Source organism: Vreelandella halophila (assembly GCF_009856365.1).
Classification (GTDB): Bacteria; Pseudomonadota; Gammaproteobacteria; order Pseudomonadales; family Oleiphilaceae; genus Halospina; species Halospina utahensis_B.
Genome location: NZ_WMEX01000005.1, coordinates 81,330 through 96,515, shown reverse-complemented (window position 1 = coordinate 96,515; position 15,186 = coordinate 81,330). Strand labels below are relative to the sequence as shown.

The following is a 15,186-nucleotide window of genomic DNA, read 5'->3' as shown; positions in this document are numbered from 1 at the left end:
GTTACTCGTCGGTACTCTCCTCGATACCGTCTCCGGCTTCCTCGGCTGCCTCACCCATTTCTTCCCCGGTTTCCTCGGCAGTCTCTTCAGCCTGCTCCATGGCGTTTTCCTGGGTGCCAGTCATATCCTCGGTGGTTTCCTCCGCACTGTCAGCGGTATCTTCCGCCATTTCTTCCATCTCTTCACCGGCTTCCTCCATTGAGGAATCATCACCACAACCGGCGAGACCCAGTGCAGCCACGAGTGTTAGGCCAATAATCCATTCGCGTTTCATAACGACACTTTCCTTCTGACTTGGAATGTGCCGCAGACTTTTACATTTGTTTACGCACGGCGGCAATAACCGCCCTATTACCATTAATTCAGCTTGTTCAGGGCGTTACCCAGAATCACCCGACTTGCAGCCGGGCGCCATGCCTCACAGATCGTCGTTCAGTGAGATCATCTGGGTCTTGCTGATCTTGTGCCTGTAGATTTCGCGCAGGTACTTGATCGCCTTCTTGATGTTGTCCCGGTTCAGCCGGATGTCGTTGATCGAGACGAAGTTGCTCCGGTCGTGGCACATCTCCCGGTACTTCTTCTCATACATCGGCTTGATGGCGTACCAGTTGGTATCAAGGATCTTGGCCGGGTTCTCGAACTCGTTGAGCATCTGATCCACCAGCTCTTCATCAAACTCCTCGTTCTTGATGAACTGGAGCATGCTGCGATCCAGGGTGTCATCGAAGCGCGAGCTCTCGTTGGCGAAGCAGCGCTTGATGTAGGCCGTGATCAGGGTCAGGAAGTCGTCGCTCAGGCACGGGCTCTTGACCACCAGGGTGGTCAGCGAGAGGTTCGCCGAAGCCCCGATCACCAGTGCGTAGCGCTTGAGCGTGGTGTTCGGGAAGAGCGCGTTGAGGTGTGTCTTGAGCCGGTTCAGGTCCACATAGGAGAGCTTGTAGTCCTTGGGCAGTGACACGATCGAGACAATGGACGAACAGTTCTGGAAGAAATGCAGGTCACTCAGGGTCTCGGCGTTGTAGCCGGAGTCCCGGAAACGCTTGAGCCGCTCACGGTAACGCTCCGACTCGATCGGCAGCAGGCTCACGCCCTCGATGGCCTGGGTTACCTTGTTGAAATGCGGCAGGTCGATGGAGCGGTAGAAGAGGTCATCGATGTCCAGACGCGACTCCTCATCAAAGCGCTTACGGTCGCTGACATCATGGGGCGTGGTCGGTACCACGGACTCCGCATAGGCCACGGCCACCGGCCCGGCCAGGCTCATGAACAGGTCGTTGGCGTCCAGGCGGATGGTCTCGCCGATGTCCACGCCGGCACGGCGGAAGTAGTCCTCGTCGTAGTCGGTAGTCACCGCCTGGGCCGTGAGGATGTTGAAGATCTGCTGGGAGATGTACTGGTTGGCGTACTTCTCCATCGCGTTCACATCCACGTACTGGATGTTGCCGTCATCCGTCTGCTCCGCGTAGCGCATGATGTCGTTGGAGATCAGCATCATGGCGTTCCAGGGCCGGATGCGGTTCATCATGTTCTCATCGCTGGTCTCCTCCGTGTCGAAGTTGTAGGAGAAGTCCCACTCCTCGGAGAGATACTTGCACAGCAGGCGACCGGCGTTGATGTGCAGCGCCTCGGACATCTCCACCTGGTTGTCCTGGATGTTCGGCAGGATGCAGATGCCACTGGTGAAGATGGGCTCGAAGATGAAGGCGTGATCCTGATTCTGGATGCCAGTGTCCTCCAGCTTGGGATCAAAGGTCTTGCGCATGTAGGCGTACTGCTGCGCCAGCCCGAACTCTGAGGCCATGCCGGAACCGGTGCCGCCACCAGCGGAGAAGATGTAGAAATACAGGCGTGACTGGTTCGCCTTGATACCGCAGGAGTCGATCAGATAGGAGTGGATGAACTTCCAGTCCTCGTTGCTGAACTGCTGGGTATCCTTGTTGAGGATGATCTTGGCCAGGTACTGGCCGAGGATGGGCGCGTTACCCGCACCACCGGCGTGAACCTCGGAAAGATCCATGATCTTGAGCTTGTTGTAGTCGTCCAGGAGGTAGTTGTCGTCCTCCTTGTTATGGGTCAGCTGGATGCGGCCCTCAATGTCCTTGTCCAGATCACCGAGCATCACCATGGGCTCGATCAGGAATACCGGCTTCACCGAGTTCGGCGTGGGCAGGTTGAGGCTGTTGCGGATCCAGCGCATCGGGCCCACTTCCTTCTCACGGCTGCGCCGCTCCTCGCTGTTCAGCTCCTGCAGGTAATAGGTGCGGGCACTGTGCACCAGCGCGGCAACGTCCAGCGCGATGTTGGAGCCGCACCGGCCCAGCCCGATCAGGCATACGGACGGGAAAACCTGGTCATTGCGCCCGGTCTTGTCCGGCGCCGCACCGGTAATGGTATTGGGGAACACATTGGCCCGGAGCTCATCCAGGTTCGACAGGATCTGGTCAAGATCCTTCTCGGTGAAGTACATATAGGGCTCCGGTGACGTACTGCTCTGGCCACCAGTGCCTGAACGGCGGCGCGTCCCGCCCGACTTGCCTTTGCCGCTGGATTTGGCCTGGCTGGCACGGCCGGTCTTCTGGTCGCCGGTCGGCTCCCCGGCCGACTGCTCCGTATGATCTTCCCCGGTCGTCGTGTTCGACTCGCTCATGACCTGATACCTGTCTCTGTGCCGCGCTGAATGGAGGGCAGATTACTGGATTTTCACCCTCCATCAAGATAGCTTGTCCAGCGCGATTCGCAATCCATCGGTTGCAATTCGACACATACCCGAGCACAGCGCCAGAGGCGACGGGTGCTGGTCTGGCGTAAGCTCAGTCCTTATACTTTCTGGTTTGGGCACCTGAGACGAACGCCCTGCAACCATACTGGAGCCCAAGCAGTCATGAGCGGCCAGAGAAAAACCGCACAAGCCAGTCTGGAGGCAATGTACCGGATCTTCACCATTCCGGAGGCTCCGGACTCGACGCTCAGCCGTCTGGACCAGGACATATCCCGGAACCTGACCGGCTTCCTGCAGGACCACATCGTGGCCCTGGAGCGCGAAATGGGCGAAATGGAGAAGGACTTCCAGGACCCCCGCGTTCCGGAGAAACCCATCTTCGTTTCCGAACAGGCCCAGTTCCTTCTGGACAAGCTGGTCTCCCAGTCCGTGCACACGGCGTCACCCAGCTTTGTGGGGCATATGACCTCAGCCCTGCCGTACTTCATGCTGCCGCTGTCCAAGATCATGATCGCCCTCAACCAGAATCTGGTGAAGACCGAGACCTCCAAGGCCTTCACTCCGCTGGAGCGCCAGGTCCTGGGCATGCTTCATCATCTGGTCTATGGCTGCGAGGACGCCTGGTACCGGCAGTGGATGCATGACCCGCATCACGCCCTCGGCGCCATGTGTTCAGGCGGCACCATTGCCAACCTCACGGCGCTGTGGGTCGCACGCAACCAGGCTTTTCCGCCTGAGGGCGGGTTCCGGGGCGTTCATCGAGAGGGGCTTTTCCGCGCGCTGCGCTTCTACGGCCATGAAGGGGCTGCGGTGCTCGTTTCCTCAAGGGGGCACTACTCGCTCACCAAGGCAGCCAATGTGCTCGGGATCGGCCGGGACAATCTCATCCCCGTGGCCACCGATGCCAACAATCGCATCGACCCGGACGCACTGCGCGACCGTTGCCTGGAGCTCCAGCGCCAGAAGATCAAGGTCCTGTCGATTGTGGGCATTGCCGGCACCACGGAAACCGGGCACGTGGACCCACTGGAGACCCTGGCGGATATCGCCCAGGAATTCCGGGCCCACTTCCATGTGGATGCGGCCTGGGGCGGGCCCACGCTGTTCTCCCGCCAGCACCGGCACCGGCTCAAGGGCATCGAGAAGGCGGACTCCGTCACCATTGATGCCCACAAGCAGCTTTACACGCCCCAGGGCGCGGGCATGGTGCTGTTCCGCAATCCGGCATCGGTGAGTGTGATCGAGCATCACGCCCAGTACATCATCCGCAAGGGATCCAAGGACCTGGGCAGCACCACCCTGGAAGGCTCACGCCCCGGCATGGCCATGCTGATCCATTCCGGGCTGCGCATCATCGGACGGGAAGGCTACGAGATCCTGGTCGACCAGGGCATTGAGAAGGCCCGGTCCTTTGCAGCCATGATCCGCGAGCACGATGATTTCGAGCTGATCACCGAACCCGAGCTCAACATCCTCACCTACCGCTACTGCCCGGCCCGCACCCAGGAAGCACTGGCGCGGGCAGACGGGGCTGCGGCGGAACGCATCAACGCCAGCCTCAACCGCATCACCCGATTCATCCAGAAAACCCAACGGGAGCGCGGCAAGTCCTTTGTCTCACGGACCCAGCTGGAGCCGGCCCAGCACAACCACTATCCCTGCGTGGTATTCCGGGTCGTTCTGGCCAATCCGCTGACCACACACGACATCCTCAGTGACATGCTGGAGGAGCAGTCGGGCATCGCGCGCGAAGAGCGTATTGCCGGGGAGCGCCGGGCGCTGGAGTCCGCCGTGGCGTCGGTTCTGGAAGGCACGGAACAGGCGGCTCAGTAGAGCGCCTGCTCCTCTTCCAGTACATCCTCGATCACGTCCAGGAAGATCTCATCCGCCTCACTGTGGGCCTCTGGAATCCGCACAATGGTCTCGGCGCTGATCTCCCTGGCGATCCGTTCCCGGGCGTCGCGCTCCTGGCGATGCTCACGGGCGATCTCCATGCAGCGCGCAGCCACTGTGGGTTCGCTCAGAACCTTGCGGATGAAGCCCCTGAGTTCATCAATGACCTTCTGCTGGCGGCTTTCAGTCGGCGTTGTCATCAATCTCTCCTGGCTTGGGGCGGTTACTGGATGGATTCATCCGCCCCAGTATAGCAATGCATCAGACGAAAATGCCGCGCAGCGTGAAATAGAACATGGCGGCCAGAAGCCCGGAGGCCGGCACCGTGATCACCCAGGCGGCCACGATCTTGAGCATCAGGTGGCGCTTGACCATCTCCTCCTGGTAGATCTTCTTCAGGCGCTTGCGCTCTTTCTTCTTCAGGCGCACTTCCGTCTGCTTCTCCTTCGCCTGGCGGATCATGGCCTCCATCTCCTCAACGGACGCCCGGCGGAAATCATCCAGAAACGCCTGAAGCTGTTCCCGGTCGTTCCCCTGGTGATGCTCCAGGATGCCATGAAGACGGCTGGCGTAGTTGGTCTTGAGGAACTCGCGCAGGAAGCCGACGCCGAAGACGGCGCCCAGCGCAATGTGGGTGGAGCTCACCGGCAGCCCCAGCTGGGAGGCGATGATCACGGTAATGGCCGCTGCCAGTGCAATGCAGTAGGCGCGGGTCTTGTCCAGTTCCGTGATCTCGCTGCCGACAGTTTTGATCAGACGAGGCCCGTAGAGCGCCAGCCCCACGGCCAGCCCCACGGCCCCCAGCAGCATAACCCACAGCGGGATGGGAGCCTGGCCAGCAATGTCACCGCTGGTGATGGCCTCGTTGATGGCCGCCACCGGGCCGATGGCATTGGCCACGTCATTGGCGCCATGGGCAAAGGAAAGCAGCGCCGCCGCGAAGACCAGCGGGATGGTGAACAGGCCGTTCACACCCTCAATACTGTTGGCCATGGTCGCCGCCTGGCGCACAATGCCGGCCCGCACCACCTGGAAGGCAATGGCTGCGATCACCAGGCCCACGCCTGCGGCCTCCAGGAAGCTGGCGTCCCAGATCTCAGGCAGCGCCTTGATGACCAGATAGGTGGCGAAAGCCCAGGCCATGACCGCGATCAGCCAGGGCACGACCCGCCGGGCCGCCATCACCCGATCCTGTTTGTAAAGCACAGTCAGCTTGATCAGATAAAGGAAAGCCGCGGAAATCAGGCCACCCAGCATCGGCGAGATAACCCAGGACGCAACGATGCTGCCCATCACGCCCCAGTTCGCAATGGCCAGCCCTCCGGCGGCCAGCCCGGCCCCGAGCACGCCACCCACGATCGAGTGCGTGGTGGAGACCGGCGCCCCCAGTATCGTTGCCAGATTGAGCCACATGGCACCGGCCAGCACCGCCCCGGTCATCAGCCAGATGAAGTTACGGGGGTCGCCCACCATCTCCGGGTTGATGATGCCGCCCTTGATGGTGCTGATCACCTCGCCACCAGCAATCAGCGCGCCAGCAGCCTCGAAGATGGCGGCGATGATGACGGCCCCGGTCATGGTCAGGGCCCCGGAGCCCACCGAGGGCCCAACATTGTTGGCTACGTCGTTGGCCCCGATGTTCATGGCCATGTAGCCGCCGAAAAGCGCGGCGACCAGCAAGAGCGGGGAACCGGGAACGGTCAGCCCGCCGAAATGCATGAAGGCCCATATCAGGAGCAGGAACAGGCTCCCCACGCCCAGACGGAAAAGACGGGCGGCGGAGGCATCGGAGGCAAGGTAATCGGCAGCGGAGTCAGGAACGGCTGGCTGGGTCATGAGTCGTCACCACTGGGCACGTCGAATGGTTGTTCGCACGCGCACTATAATGGAGCCTGTCACAGAAATGAAACCTCCGTCACGCTCTGAAGACGGTGGCGCCTTACCCCTTACGCTGTCGAATCAGCGCCTCCTGTGCCACGGAGGCCACAAGCTCACCCCTGCGGTTGAAGAGCGTGCCCCGGTTCATGCCCCGCCCGGAAGAAGCACTGGGGCTGTCCATGTCGTAGAGCAGCCAGTCATCCAGGCGCAGGGACCGGTGGAACCAGAGCGCGTGATCCAGGCTTGCCACCTGCATGCCCGGCGTTGAGAACCCGGCCCCGTGGGGTCGCATGGAGGTGGCGAGCAATCCGAAGTCCGAGGCATAGGCGAGGATCGCCCGGTGCAGGACCGGATCGTCCGGAAGCGGACCACGCGCCCGGAACCAGCTCTGGCGCGCGGGATCCGCGGGTTCCGGCCTGAGCGGATCCTCGGGCTCGACCGGGCGGATGTCGATGGCGCGCTCTTTCATCATCTGCTCGCGCCGTTCCTCCGGGATCAGGTCACGCACCTGTTCCCGCAGCGCCTGCTCGGAAGTCAGCGTTTCCGGATCCGGTGCAGTGGGCGCATCAAACTGATGCTCAAAACCTTCCTCTTCGATCTGGAAGGAGACCATGGCAGTGAGGATCTCACGCTCATCCTGGCGGGCGATCACCCTGCGCACACTGAAGGTTCCGCCATCACGTACGCGCTGGACCTCATAATCGATGCCACGATGCGGGTTGCCCGGACGCAGGAAATAGGCGTGCATGGAATGCGCCAGGCGCCCCTCCACGGTACGGCTGGTGGCCATCAGGCCCTGGCCGAGCACCTGGCCGCCGAACACATTGGGAAAGCCGAGATCATCGCTTTCACCACTGAAATGGTCGTCGCCGAGCGGCGCGACATCCAGCAGCCCAACAAGCTTGCGCGTTACCTCTTCCATACCACCGGTTCCCGTTATCAACCTGATTCTCAGGCCGGCAGAATGGCCGGCACTTCCTTCGACAGCGACTGCTTCTCGCCCGCACAGTCACCGGTGACCGCGAAGCCGAGCAGATCGCCGTTTTCCGACCGGAACAGGACACGCAGGCTGCGGCCCTCGCCCTCGACGTGCCATTCGCCGTCCGCGTCCGCCGGGGGCGGGCACACGGCCACGGGGCAGGCAGGCGTCTTCACCGTCACCGGCATGCTGCCGTAGTGCACCGGGGTGCGCTCGCCGGTAAGGCTCTTTGCCAGCGCTCGCGCCGCTGCCATCAGAGGCATGACGTAGGGCAGCACGTGCCCGCAGACCTCGGCGCAGTCCCCCAGGGCATAGACACCCGGGGCGCTGGTCTCCAGATACTGGTTCACCCGGATGCCCCGACCACACTCGATGCCAGCAGCGTCCGCCAGCTCCGTCCGCGGTTGCAGGCCCACGGCCGCCACCCCCAGATCCGCCTCAATCATGCGCCCGTCATCCAGGGTGACAATGACACCCTCACTGGTTCGATGTACCGCGCTGGCACTGTGTTGCAGGTGGAACCGGACCCCGGCCTCTTCCAGCCCGGCCCGTACCGCCTCCGATGCGGCTTCCGGAAGCAGCGCCGGAAGAACCCGCGGATCCGGCGCGACCACCTCCACCTCGAAGCCACCGTTGATCAGGTCATTGGCGAACTCACAGCCGATCAGACCAGCCCCCAGGATCACAACCCGGCGCGCCCCGGCCACACCCTCACGGAAGTGGCCATAGTCCGTAAGGTCATTCACCTGATAGAGGGCGTCCATGCCATCGCCTTCAAGTGGGATACGGATGGGGTTCGCGCCCCAGGCCAGGATCAGACGGCCATAGTCGAGTGTTCCGGCGTCCGTTGTAATCCGGCCAGCCTCCGGATCAATGCCCTCAACCCGGGTATGGGTCATGATGCGTGCATTGAGCGCCTGAGCCTGGGTATCCGCGTCCGCCTGGGCCAGTTCGTCCGCGGTCTTGCCCTTGGCAAAGCCGTTGGAGAGCATGGGCTTGGAATAGCTGCGCCCATCGTCGGCCGTGATCAGCACCAGCGGCGTTTCCGTATCGAGCTTGCGCAGCTCCCGGGCCAGGGTGTAGCCGGACAGTCCGGTTCCAATGATGACGATGGGCAGGGTCTGATTATGGCTCATGGGCGGGCTCAGTCGATCTCGACCATCTCGAAGTCTTCCTTGCCCACACCACAGTCCGGGCAGGTCCAGTCCTCGGGCACGTCCTCCCAACGGGTGCCCGGCTCAATGCCATCCTCGGGCCAGCCTTCCGCCTCATCGTAGATGAATCCACAGACTACGCACTGCCACTTTTTCATGGCCTACTCCTTAACGAATGACAAATATGGAGCGCATTCTAACCAAACACTACCCCCGGATTACACCCGACAGTGTCAGAATCGGGACAATCGGGCACCGCGGCGTTATACTCGCGCCTTTCAAATCCACCCCTGACCGCGGAGAGCGCGTCCAGCCATGTCCCGGAACACAGCTGAAATGCAACAGGTTTTCGACGAGGCCGACTGCATCTACACGGAAGGCCAGGTCAGTGAGGCCATGGATCGACTGGCCGGTGAAATAACCGCCACCATCGGCGATCAGGACCCGCTCATCCTCTGCATCATGAACGGGGGTCTGGTGGTTGCGGGCCAGCTTCTGCCCCGTCTAGCCTTTCCATTGCAGCTGGACTACGCCCAGCTCTCCCGTTACCGGGGCAACACCACCGGCGGGGAGCTGGAGTGGAAGGTTCACCCGCAGACCCGGCTGAGCGGACGCACGGTGCTGATCGTTGACGACATCCTCGACGAGGGCGACACCCTGGCCGCACTGACCGAGGCCTGCCAGACTGAAGGCGCAGAACGGGTCTGGACACTGGCACTGGTGGAGAAACATCACGACCGCAAGAGCCAGCCGGGCTTCGAGGCGGACTTCATCGGCCTGCAGACCCCAGACCGTTACCTGTTCGGCTACGGCATGGACTACCAGGGCTACTGGCGCAACGCACCGGGCATCTACGCGGTCCGGGGCCTGTAGGCCAATGGAGGGAACCACCATGGGGTTTCGCCCGCGCCCCTGGCACTGGCTACCCCGATACCAGCGCCGGGTGGTCCGGCATCGTGGTTCCCTGACACGGCTGCTGCGTGGTTTGACCCGCCACCGTTTCCGGGTGCGCGTCCTGCGCGAGGGTTATCGCCTTCCGAAAGCGGACGAAGCCAGGGAACTTGGCCTTCCAGCCCGCCAGAAGGCGTGGATTCGGGACGTGCAATTGATTGGCGACGACACCCCATGGGTACAGGCGCGCACGGTCATCCCGCTCCACTGTCTGGAAGGCCCCAACCGTCGCCTTCGCCACCTGGGTAACCGCCCATTGGGCTCCGCGCTTTTCGGCCGCCATCCCTGGTCCCGTGAGGCATTCACCTGCGGCCAGGCACACCCGCTCGGGCATGCCACCCAGTACCCGGCGCGACGCTCGCGTTTCCGCCGCGGCCAAGGTACCCTGCTGGTCACGGAGTGCTTCCTGCCCCCTCTGTGGGACGACATCAGGGATCAGGCCGTGCGCCGTCACCCGACCCACGGGGACAGCCTCCGACCACTCTAGTCACGGGCCGCAACGGACAGGGAACCATGACGACGACACGCCTTCAGCCGGCACTGGACCGGGCGCGTGAGCGCCTGCCGGATTTCATACAGCTGATGCGGATCAACCGGCCCATCGGCAGCCTGCTCCTGCTCTGGCCCACCTGGTGGGCACTGTGGCTGGCCGCCGACGGCCTCCCGAGCCTGGCCAACCTGGTGATCTTCACCCTCGGGGTCTTCTTCATGCGCGCCGCCGGCTGCGTCATCAACGACTTCGCCGACCGCAACCTCGACGGTCACGTCAAACGTACCCGCGAACGCCCCCTCGCCACCGGCCGTGTGCGCCCTGGCGAGGCCATCGCCCTGTTTCTGGGCCTCTGCCTGGTGTCCTTCCTGATGGTGGTGTTCTTCACCAACCGTCTCACGCTCTGGCTGTCCTTCGGCGGCGTGGCCCTGGCCTTCATCTATCCGTTCATGAAGCGTTACACGCACCTTCCCCAGATCGTGCTCGGGGCGGCTTTCTCCTGGGCCATCCCCATGGCGTGGGCGGCGGAGGCCGGCGAGGTCACCCGCATTGCCTGGCTGCTCTACATCGCCAACCTGGTCTGGACGGTGGCCTATGACACCCTGTACGCCATGGTGGACCGGGATGACGACCTCAGGATCGGCATCAAGTCCACGGCCGTGCTCTTCGGAGACATGGACCGCGCCGCCGTGGGCGTCCTCCAGGCCACGACCCTGCTCACCCTGCTGCTGGTCGGCTTCCAGGCCCAACTGGGGGCGCTCTTTGTGCTGGGGGTACTCACCATGGGCGGACTTTTCGGCTACCAGCAGTGGCTCATCCAGAGCCGGGATCGGGACAGCTGCTTCCGCGCCTTCCTGAACAACAACTGGGCCGGGTTCGCAATGTTCCTGGGGCTGGCACTGGATCTGGCGCTGTCATGATTCTGTCATAATAAGGCTGTGTAATAGCGCGGTAACTGAGCCGACAGAGATGTAACATCCATGGCCGAAAAAACCGTCCTGATTGTTGATGATGAACCCTCCATCCGCGAGATGATCGCGGTGGCACTGGAGATGGCGGGCTATCACTATATTGAGGCCGGCGATGCCCGCCAGGCGCACAGCCTGATCGTGGACGAGCGCCCGGACCTGATCATCCTCGACTGGATGCTGCCCGGCACCTCCGGTATTGACCTGGCCCGGCGCCTGAAGCGCGACGAAGGCACCGCCGAGATCCCCATCATCATGCTCACGGCCAGAACCGAGGAGGACAACCGGGTGCAGGGGCTGGAAGTGGGCGCGGATGACTACATCACCAAGCCCTTCTCGCCCAGGGAAATGGTGGCCCGGCTCAAGGCGGTGCTGCGGCGCTCCACACCGCCCGGCATGGATACCCCTGTGGAGATCGGCGGCATCCACCTGGACCCGATTGGCCACTGGGTGACCATCGACGGCGAATCTGTCAATATCGGCCCCACCGAGTACCGCCTGCTGCAGTTCTTCATGACCCACCCGGACCGGGTCTACACCCGGGAACAGCTGCTCGACCAGGTCTGGGGCGCCGGGATCTACGTGGAGGAACGCACGGTGGACGTGCACATACGCCGCCTGCGCAAGGTCCTGGGTGAAGCCCACGGAAAACTCGTGCAGACGGTCCGGGGTGCCGGCTACCGGTTTTCCACACGCCAACAGTGAGTGCCACCAGGGATCCAATGAGTACAGGCCTTAAAAAGCACCTGCGCCGGCTGACTCTGCTGCTGACAGCACCCCTGCTGGTGGGTTGGCTGCTTGGCCACCCCGCCCTGGTGCTTGCGCTGGCACTGGCCGTCTATGCCGGCTGGATGCTGCATCAGTTGAACCGCCTTCACCGTTGGCTCGAACGCAGCAACCAGGAGGCGGAGCCCCCTGAAGCCCCCGGACTCTGGGGCGAGGTCCTGGACGACATCTACCGCCTCCAGAAACGCCACCTGCGGGCCCGCGACCGACTCCAGAGCATGATCAACCGGATCCGGGAATCCACCAACGCCCTGCGTGACGGCGTTGTGATGACCGATGCCGCCGGCGCCATGGAATGGTGGAACCGGGCAGCGGAAAACCTGTGCGGGTTCAACAGTACCCAGGACCAGGGTGAATACATCCACAACCTGATCCGCACCCCGGAGTTCCGCAGCTATTTCGAGGCCAAGGCGTATGCGGAGCCGCTGGAGATCGAATCCCCGGCCCGTCCGCGCACACGGCTGCAGATCGAGATCAACCTTTTCGGCGAGGACGACCGGCTCATCACCATCAAGGATGTAACGCGGCTCTACCAGCTGGAGAAGATGCGGCGGGACTTCGTCAGCAACGTCTCCCACGAGATGCGTACGCCCCTGACGGTGCTGAGCGGCTACCTGGAAACGCTCGCCGAGCAGACCGACCGCATGCCTTCCGGCTGGCAGCGCCCGATGGACGCCATGCGCCACCAGGCCAACCGCATGGAGGCGCTGATCACGGATCTGCTACTGCTCTCCCGGCTGGAGACCAGCGACCGCAACACCGGCGACGCGGAATGCAGACCGGCGGATCTGCTGCGCCAGATCCAGCAGGACGCCATGGCCCTGAGCGGCGACCAGGAACACGAGATCGAGCTGCGCATCGGTGACAACCGCCGCATCCGAGGGGACGCGGAACAGCTGCGCAGTGCCTTCTCCAACATCATTTTCAACGCGGTGAAATACACCCCTGGAGGCGGCCATATCCGCATTGATTACAGCGCCGGTTCCGAAGGCATTTCAGTCAGCGTTACGGATGACGGGCCGGGCATTGACCCGGAACACATCCCGCGGCTCACGGAACGCTTCTACCGTGCCGACCCCAGCCGCAGCAAGGAAACAGGCGGGACCGGGCTTGGCCTCGCCATCGTCAAGCACATTCTCTACAACCACGACGGGTACCTGAGCATCGACAGTACCCCCAACAGCGGCAGCACCTTCCGCTGCCACCTGCCCGCCAACCGCATCATCCCTGAAAACGGGCAATGAAATGGCTCAGATCCTCCAGCTTCTGGGGGTCATCATCCACGAACCGCACCACCACCTGGACAAACTTCGTATCCGGGTCCTTTTCCTGGGCCTGGAGCTGATAGACGTAGCCGTTCAGCCGCGCCATCCTGTCTCCCAGATCCACGTCCACCACCGCCTGCTCCAGAATCTGCGGCATGGCGTCATCGCGCCTGGCGCTGACCCGGACGTCGTTCAGGGTAACCGCCCGCAGCACCCCTCTCAGCGTTGCCTGCGAGAAGCGCAGATCAACCATGGTGGCCTCCCTGCCCCGGGCCCCGCCGGCCGGCTTACCGGTCTGGGGCTGTGGGGCGTTACCGCTCTCAACCGGGGACTCCCCGGCCGGTGGCGGGGTTTCCTTTTTCTGGGACCGGCCACCACCGGTCAGAAGATCCGCCGACTGGCGGAAGGCATCACTGGAGGCTGATGCCTTCTGACCGTCATCGCCGAGCTGACTGCCCAGCACCTTGCGTACCTTCTTCCCCAGGGATTCCGGGCTGAAGGGCTTGCCGAGATAATCGGAAACCCCCTCGCGGATGGCCTCAACCACATGCTCCTTGTCGCCACGGCTGGTCACCATCACAAAGGGCGTCTCACCATAGTGACTGTGGCCCCGTGCCCACTGGAGAAGCTCCAGGCCCGAGATCTCGGGCATCTCCCAGTCGCACAGGATCAGATCAAAGCGTTCACGCCCCATCAGCGTCTGGGCCTTGCGTCCGTCCGCCGCCTCATGGAGTTCAATGGAGGGAAACTGGGAACGCATGGTTCGCCTGACCAGGTCCCTTACGAAGCTGGCATCGTCCACCACCAGGGCCTTCAGTTTGCTCATTGCGGGTAATCCGACATCGGTTTGCGGGAATACCCTCACTATAGACCTGAATGCCGGCTGCTGCCCGTGGCTCTGCCGATGTCAGCATTCTGCCATTAGGCGTGTAAGAGATTTCTTACACTGATGTAGGAAATGGTTGTTCTGTCACGTCGGAAACAACCTATTTCACCTGATTTAACTTCGTATGATACTGATTATGAAAGGCTTTAATGAGCCGGGTGACTGGAAGCGGACAGCCCGTCGGTATTGACCCACTCAACAACCGTCCCTGAGTTGGTATTGTTTCAACTGTCAGCGGACGACAGGGAAAGGACGTTACAGGGATGGTTTCCTCAGAGGAGCTGAGGGGAAGCATGGAATAAAGGGATGTAATGCTTGAGGGACGCTGAACCAGAAGGCCGGCTCGGATGCCGGCTGGCCAGGGAAGGCCGTAGATGGATTCACAGGAGGTGGTAAACGGGCAGGACGCCCACCGCTTTCGTCGGAAAGCGTTTCGCCAGTTTGAGGGATGGCCACGGCCATCCCTTTTTTATGCAGCGCCGTCCAGCCCGCCCCCCGGAGCCCAATACAGCCTTACCCGGTTGAACTCCTCAAACTCGTTGAGGTCCGGCCAGGTCCGCCCTTCCACCGTGGTGATCAGCCGGTAATCCTCATTGCCAAGATGCCGAAGCCGCGAGTCCGCCATCAGAACCGCATCCGCACCGGCCTGGAAATCCCACAGCATGGGGCGATTCTCCGGATCATAGAGTACGTCAGCGGCCAGAAGCACCTCGGGGCGAGCCTCATCGCGCCAGTCTCCGGCCAGTGTCACCGTCACGCCGTTGCGGCGGGCATTGATGTCAGTGGCCGCGAGCGCGTCCGGATCAATGTCCGCCGCAATGACCTCCCGGGCGCCCGCCATGGCAGCGGCAATGGCCACAATCCCGCAACCACACCCGAAATCAAGCACCCGCCGCCCGGCGACGCGCTCCGGATTGTCCAGCAGCCACTGGGCCATCACCTGGCCACTGGCCCAGCAGAACGACCAATAGGCCGGTTCGGCCACAACCAGCTGCGCCTCCTCGTGGCTGAGCGGGCCCTCCAGGCAGTCGGGATCAAACAGACAGAGTTCGATCCCCGGGCAACCGGCGGGCCGGCTCCAGCAGGTCCGGGCACGTGGCAGGCTGCGCTGCAACAGGGCATCGAGGGGGATCTTTTCCATGGCAGCGCATACTAGCCGGCCCGCCGGGTAGCGTAAAGCGCCGGGAGCTGGGTTAGACTGTGCACTCACTGCAACA

15 protein-coding genes are annotated in these 15,186 nt (G+C 62.6%); 6 read left to right on the top strand and 9 right to left on the bottom strand.

Annotated features, from left to right (window positions below; genetic code table 11):
* Window position 1: 1 nt before the first annotated feature.
* On the bottom strand, window positions 2–274 hold the full coding sequence (locus tag GLW01_RS10140) for a hypothetical protein (RefSeq protein ID WP_151439825.1): 273 nt from the start codon (window positions 272–274) through the stop codon (window positions 2–4).
* Between the two features lie 144 nt (window positions 275–418).
* The gene (locus GLW01_RS10135; RefSeq protein WP_151439824.1) at window positions 419–2,647 is read right to left on the bottom strand and encodes a hypothetical protein; all 2,229 of its coding nucleotides are present in this window, start codon (window positions 2,645–2,647) and stop codon (window positions 419–421) included.
* Between the two features lie 234 nt (window positions 2,648–2,881).
* On the opposite strand from GLW01_RS10135, the gene panP reads away from it, so the two are divergent.
* Window positions 2,882–4,552: a pyridoxal-dependent aspartate 1-decarboxylase PanP gene (gene panP / locus GLW01_RS10130; protein ID WP_160898973.1), complete on the top strand. Its 1,671-nt coding sequence runs from the start codon at window positions 2,882–2,884 to the stop codon at window positions 4,550–4,552.
* Here the strand turns inward: panP and GLW01_RS10125 are convergent.
* The 5 genes from GLW01_RS10125 to GLW01_RS10105 all read right to left on the bottom strand — a co-directional run bounded on the left by GLW01_RS10125 (window position 4,546) and on the right by GLW01_RS10105 (window position 8,781).
* On the bottom strand, window positions 4,546–4,812 hold the full coding sequence (locus GLW01_RS10125) for a hypothetical protein (protein ID WP_095615898.1): 267 nt from the start codon (window positions 4,810–4,812) through the stop codon (window positions 4,546–4,548). The genes panP and GLW01_RS10125 overlap by 7 nt on opposite strands.
* Before the next feature lie 61 nt (window positions 4,813–4,873).
* The gene (locus GLW01_RS10120) at window positions 4,874–6,448 is read right to left on the bottom strand and encodes an inorganic phosphate transporter (protein WP_151439822.1); all 1,575 of its coding nucleotides are present in this window, start codon (window positions 6,446–6,448) and stop codon (window positions 4,874–4,876) included.
* A 103-nt stretch (window positions 6,449–6,551) separates the two neighbouring features.
* Window positions 6,552–7,412: an acyl-CoA thioesterase gene (locus GLW01_RS10115; protein ID WP_151439821.1), complete on the bottom strand. Its 861-nt coding sequence runs from the start codon at window positions 7,410–7,412 to the stop codon at window positions 6,552–6,554.
* A gap of 29 nt (window positions 7,413–7,441) precedes the next feature.
* Window positions 7,442–8,605, bottom strand: a complete 1,164-nt coding sequence (locus tag GLW01_RS10110) for an NAD(P)/FAD-dependent oxidoreductase (RefSeq protein WP_160898972.1) — start codon at window positions 8,603–8,605, stop codon at window positions 7,442–7,444.
* An 8-nt stretch (window positions 8,606–8,613) separates the two neighbouring features.
* Window positions 8,614–8,781 (bottom strand): rubredoxin, encoded by a 168-nt coding sequence (locus tag GLW01_RS10105; protein ID WP_077529675.1) that lies wholly within the window; start codon window positions 8,779–8,781, stop codon window positions 8,614–8,616.
* Between the two features lie 178 nt (window positions 8,782–8,959).
* Here GLW01_RS10105 and GLW01_RS10100 point away from each other — a divergent pair, with 178 nt between their 5' ends.
* Genes GLW01_RS10100 through phoR form a run of 5 tightly spaced genes read left to right on the top strand, consistent with a single transcriptional unit; the run spans window position 8,960 to window position 13,062 of the window.
* Window positions 8,960–9,496 carry a hypoxanthine-guanine phosphoribosyltransferase gene (locus GLW01_RS10100; RefSeq protein WP_237416562.1) on the top strand — a complete coding sequence of 179 codons (537 nt, stop codon included), beginning with the start codon at window positions 8,960–8,962 and terminating at the stop codon, window positions 9,494–9,496.
* 19 nt (window positions 9,497–9,515) lie between these two features.
* The gene (locus GLW01_RS10095; protein WP_202405668.1) at window positions 9,516–10,061 is read left to right on the top strand and encodes a chorismate--pyruvate lyase family protein; all 546 of its coding nucleotides are present in this window, start codon (window positions 9,516–9,518) and stop codon (window positions 10,059–10,061) included.
* Window positions 10,062–10,087: 26 nt separating this feature from the next.
* Window positions 10,088–10,984, top strand: coding sequence for a 4-hydroxybenzoate octaprenyltransferase (gene ubiA, locus GLW01_RS10090; protein ID WP_160898969.1), 897 nt, complete (start codon window positions 10,088–10,090; stop codon window positions 10,982–10,984).
* Between the two features lie 60 nt (window positions 10,985–11,044).
* Window positions 11,045–11,737 carry a phosphate regulon transcriptional regulator PhoB gene (phoB, locus tag GLW01_RS10085; protein WP_160898968.1) on the top strand — a complete coding sequence of 231 codons (693 nt, stop codon included), beginning with the start codon at window positions 11,045–11,047 and terminating at the stop codon, window positions 11,735–11,737.
* 17 nt (window positions 11,738–11,754) lie between these two features.
* Window positions 11,755–13,062 (top strand): phosphate regulon sensor histidine kinase PhoR, encoded by a 1,308-nt coding sequence (gene phoR / locus GLW01_RS10080; protein WP_160898967.1) that lies wholly within the window; start codon window positions 11,755–11,757, stop codon window positions 13,060–13,062.
* On the opposite strand, the gene GLW01_RS10075 is transcribed toward phoR, so the two are convergent.
* Together GLW01_RS10075 and GLW01_RS10070 are read right to left on the bottom strand one after the other, a co-directional pair.
* Entirely contained in the window at window positions 13,040–13,909 is an 870-nt protein-coding gene (locus GLW01_RS10075; RefSeq protein WP_151439814.1) for a response regulator, read from the bottom strand. The two genes, phoR and GLW01_RS10075, sit on opposite strands and share 23 nt — an antisense overlap.
* 529 nt (window positions 13,910–14,438) lie before the next feature.
* Window positions 14,439–15,110: a class I SAM-dependent methyltransferase gene (locus GLW01_RS10070; RefSeq protein ID WP_160898966.1), complete on the bottom strand. Its 672-nt coding sequence runs from the start codon at window positions 15,108–15,110 to the stop codon at window positions 14,439–14,441.
* Between the last annotated feature and the right edge of the window lie 76 nt (window positions 15,111–15,186).

What these genes read in the sequence shown, in the direction of transcription:
- GLW01_RS10140 (WP_151439825.1), bottom strand. Translation starts at nt 274, where the DNA reads ATGAAACGCGAATGGATTATTGGCCTAACACTCGTGGCTGCACTGGGT.
- GLW01_RS10135 (WP_151439824.1), bottom strand. Translation starts at nt 2,647, where the DNA reads ATGAGCGAGTCGAACACGACGACCGGGGAAGATCATACGGAGCAGTCG.
- panP (WP_160898973.1), top strand. Translation starts at nt 2,882, where the DNA reads ATGAGCGGCCAGAGAAAAACCGCACAAGCCAGTCTGGAGGCAATGTAC.
- GLW01_RS10125 (WP_095615898.1), bottom strand. Translation starts at nt 4,812, where the DNA reads ATGACAACGCCGACTGAAAGCCGCCAGCAGAAGGTCATTGATGAACTC.
- GLW01_RS10120 (WP_151439822.1), bottom strand. Translation starts at nt 6,448, where the DNA reads ATGACCCAGCCAGCCGTTCCTGACTCCGCTGCCGATTACCTTGCCTCC.
- GLW01_RS10115 (WP_151439821.1), bottom strand. Translation starts at nt 7,412, where the DNA reads ATGGAAGAGGTAACGCGCAAGCTTGTTGGGCTGCTGGATGTCGCGCCG.
- GLW01_RS10110 (WP_160898972.1), bottom strand. Translation starts at nt 8,605, where the DNA reads ATGAGCCATAATCAGACCCTGCCCATCGTCATCATTGGAACCGGACTG.
- GLW01_RS10105 (WP_077529675.1), bottom strand. Translation starts at nt 8,781, where the DNA reads ATGAAAAAGTGGCAGTGCGTAGTCTGTGGATTCATCTACGATGAGGCG.
- GLW01_RS10100 (WP_237416562.1), top strand. Translation starts at nt 8,960, where the DNA reads ATGCAACAGGTTTTCGACGAGGCCGACTGCATCTACACGGAAGGCCAG.
- GLW01_RS10095 (WP_202405668.1), top strand. Translation starts at nt 9,516, where the DNA reads ATGGGGTTTCGCCCGCGCCCCTGGCACTGGCTACCCCGATACCAGCGC.
- ubiA (WP_160898969.1), top strand. Translation starts at nt 10,088, where the DNA reads ATGACGACGACACGCCTTCAGCCGGCACTGGACCGGGCGCGTGAGCGC.
- phoB (WP_160898968.1), top strand. Translation starts at nt 11,045, where the DNA reads ATGGCCGAAAAAACCGTCCTGATTGTTGATGATGAACCCTCCATCCGC.
- phoR (WP_160898967.1), top strand. Translation starts at nt 11,755, where the DNA reads ATGAGTACAGGCCTTAAAAAGCACCTGCGCCGGCTGACTCTGCTGCTG.
- GLW01_RS10075 (WP_151439814.1), bottom strand. Translation starts at nt 13,909, where the DNA reads ATGAGCAAACTGAAGGCCCTGGTGGTGGACGATGCCAGCTTCGTAAGG.
- GLW01_RS10070 (WP_160898966.1), bottom strand. Translation starts at nt 15,110, where the DNA reads ATGGAAAAGATCCCCCTCGATGCCCTGTTGCAGCGCAGCCTGCCACGT.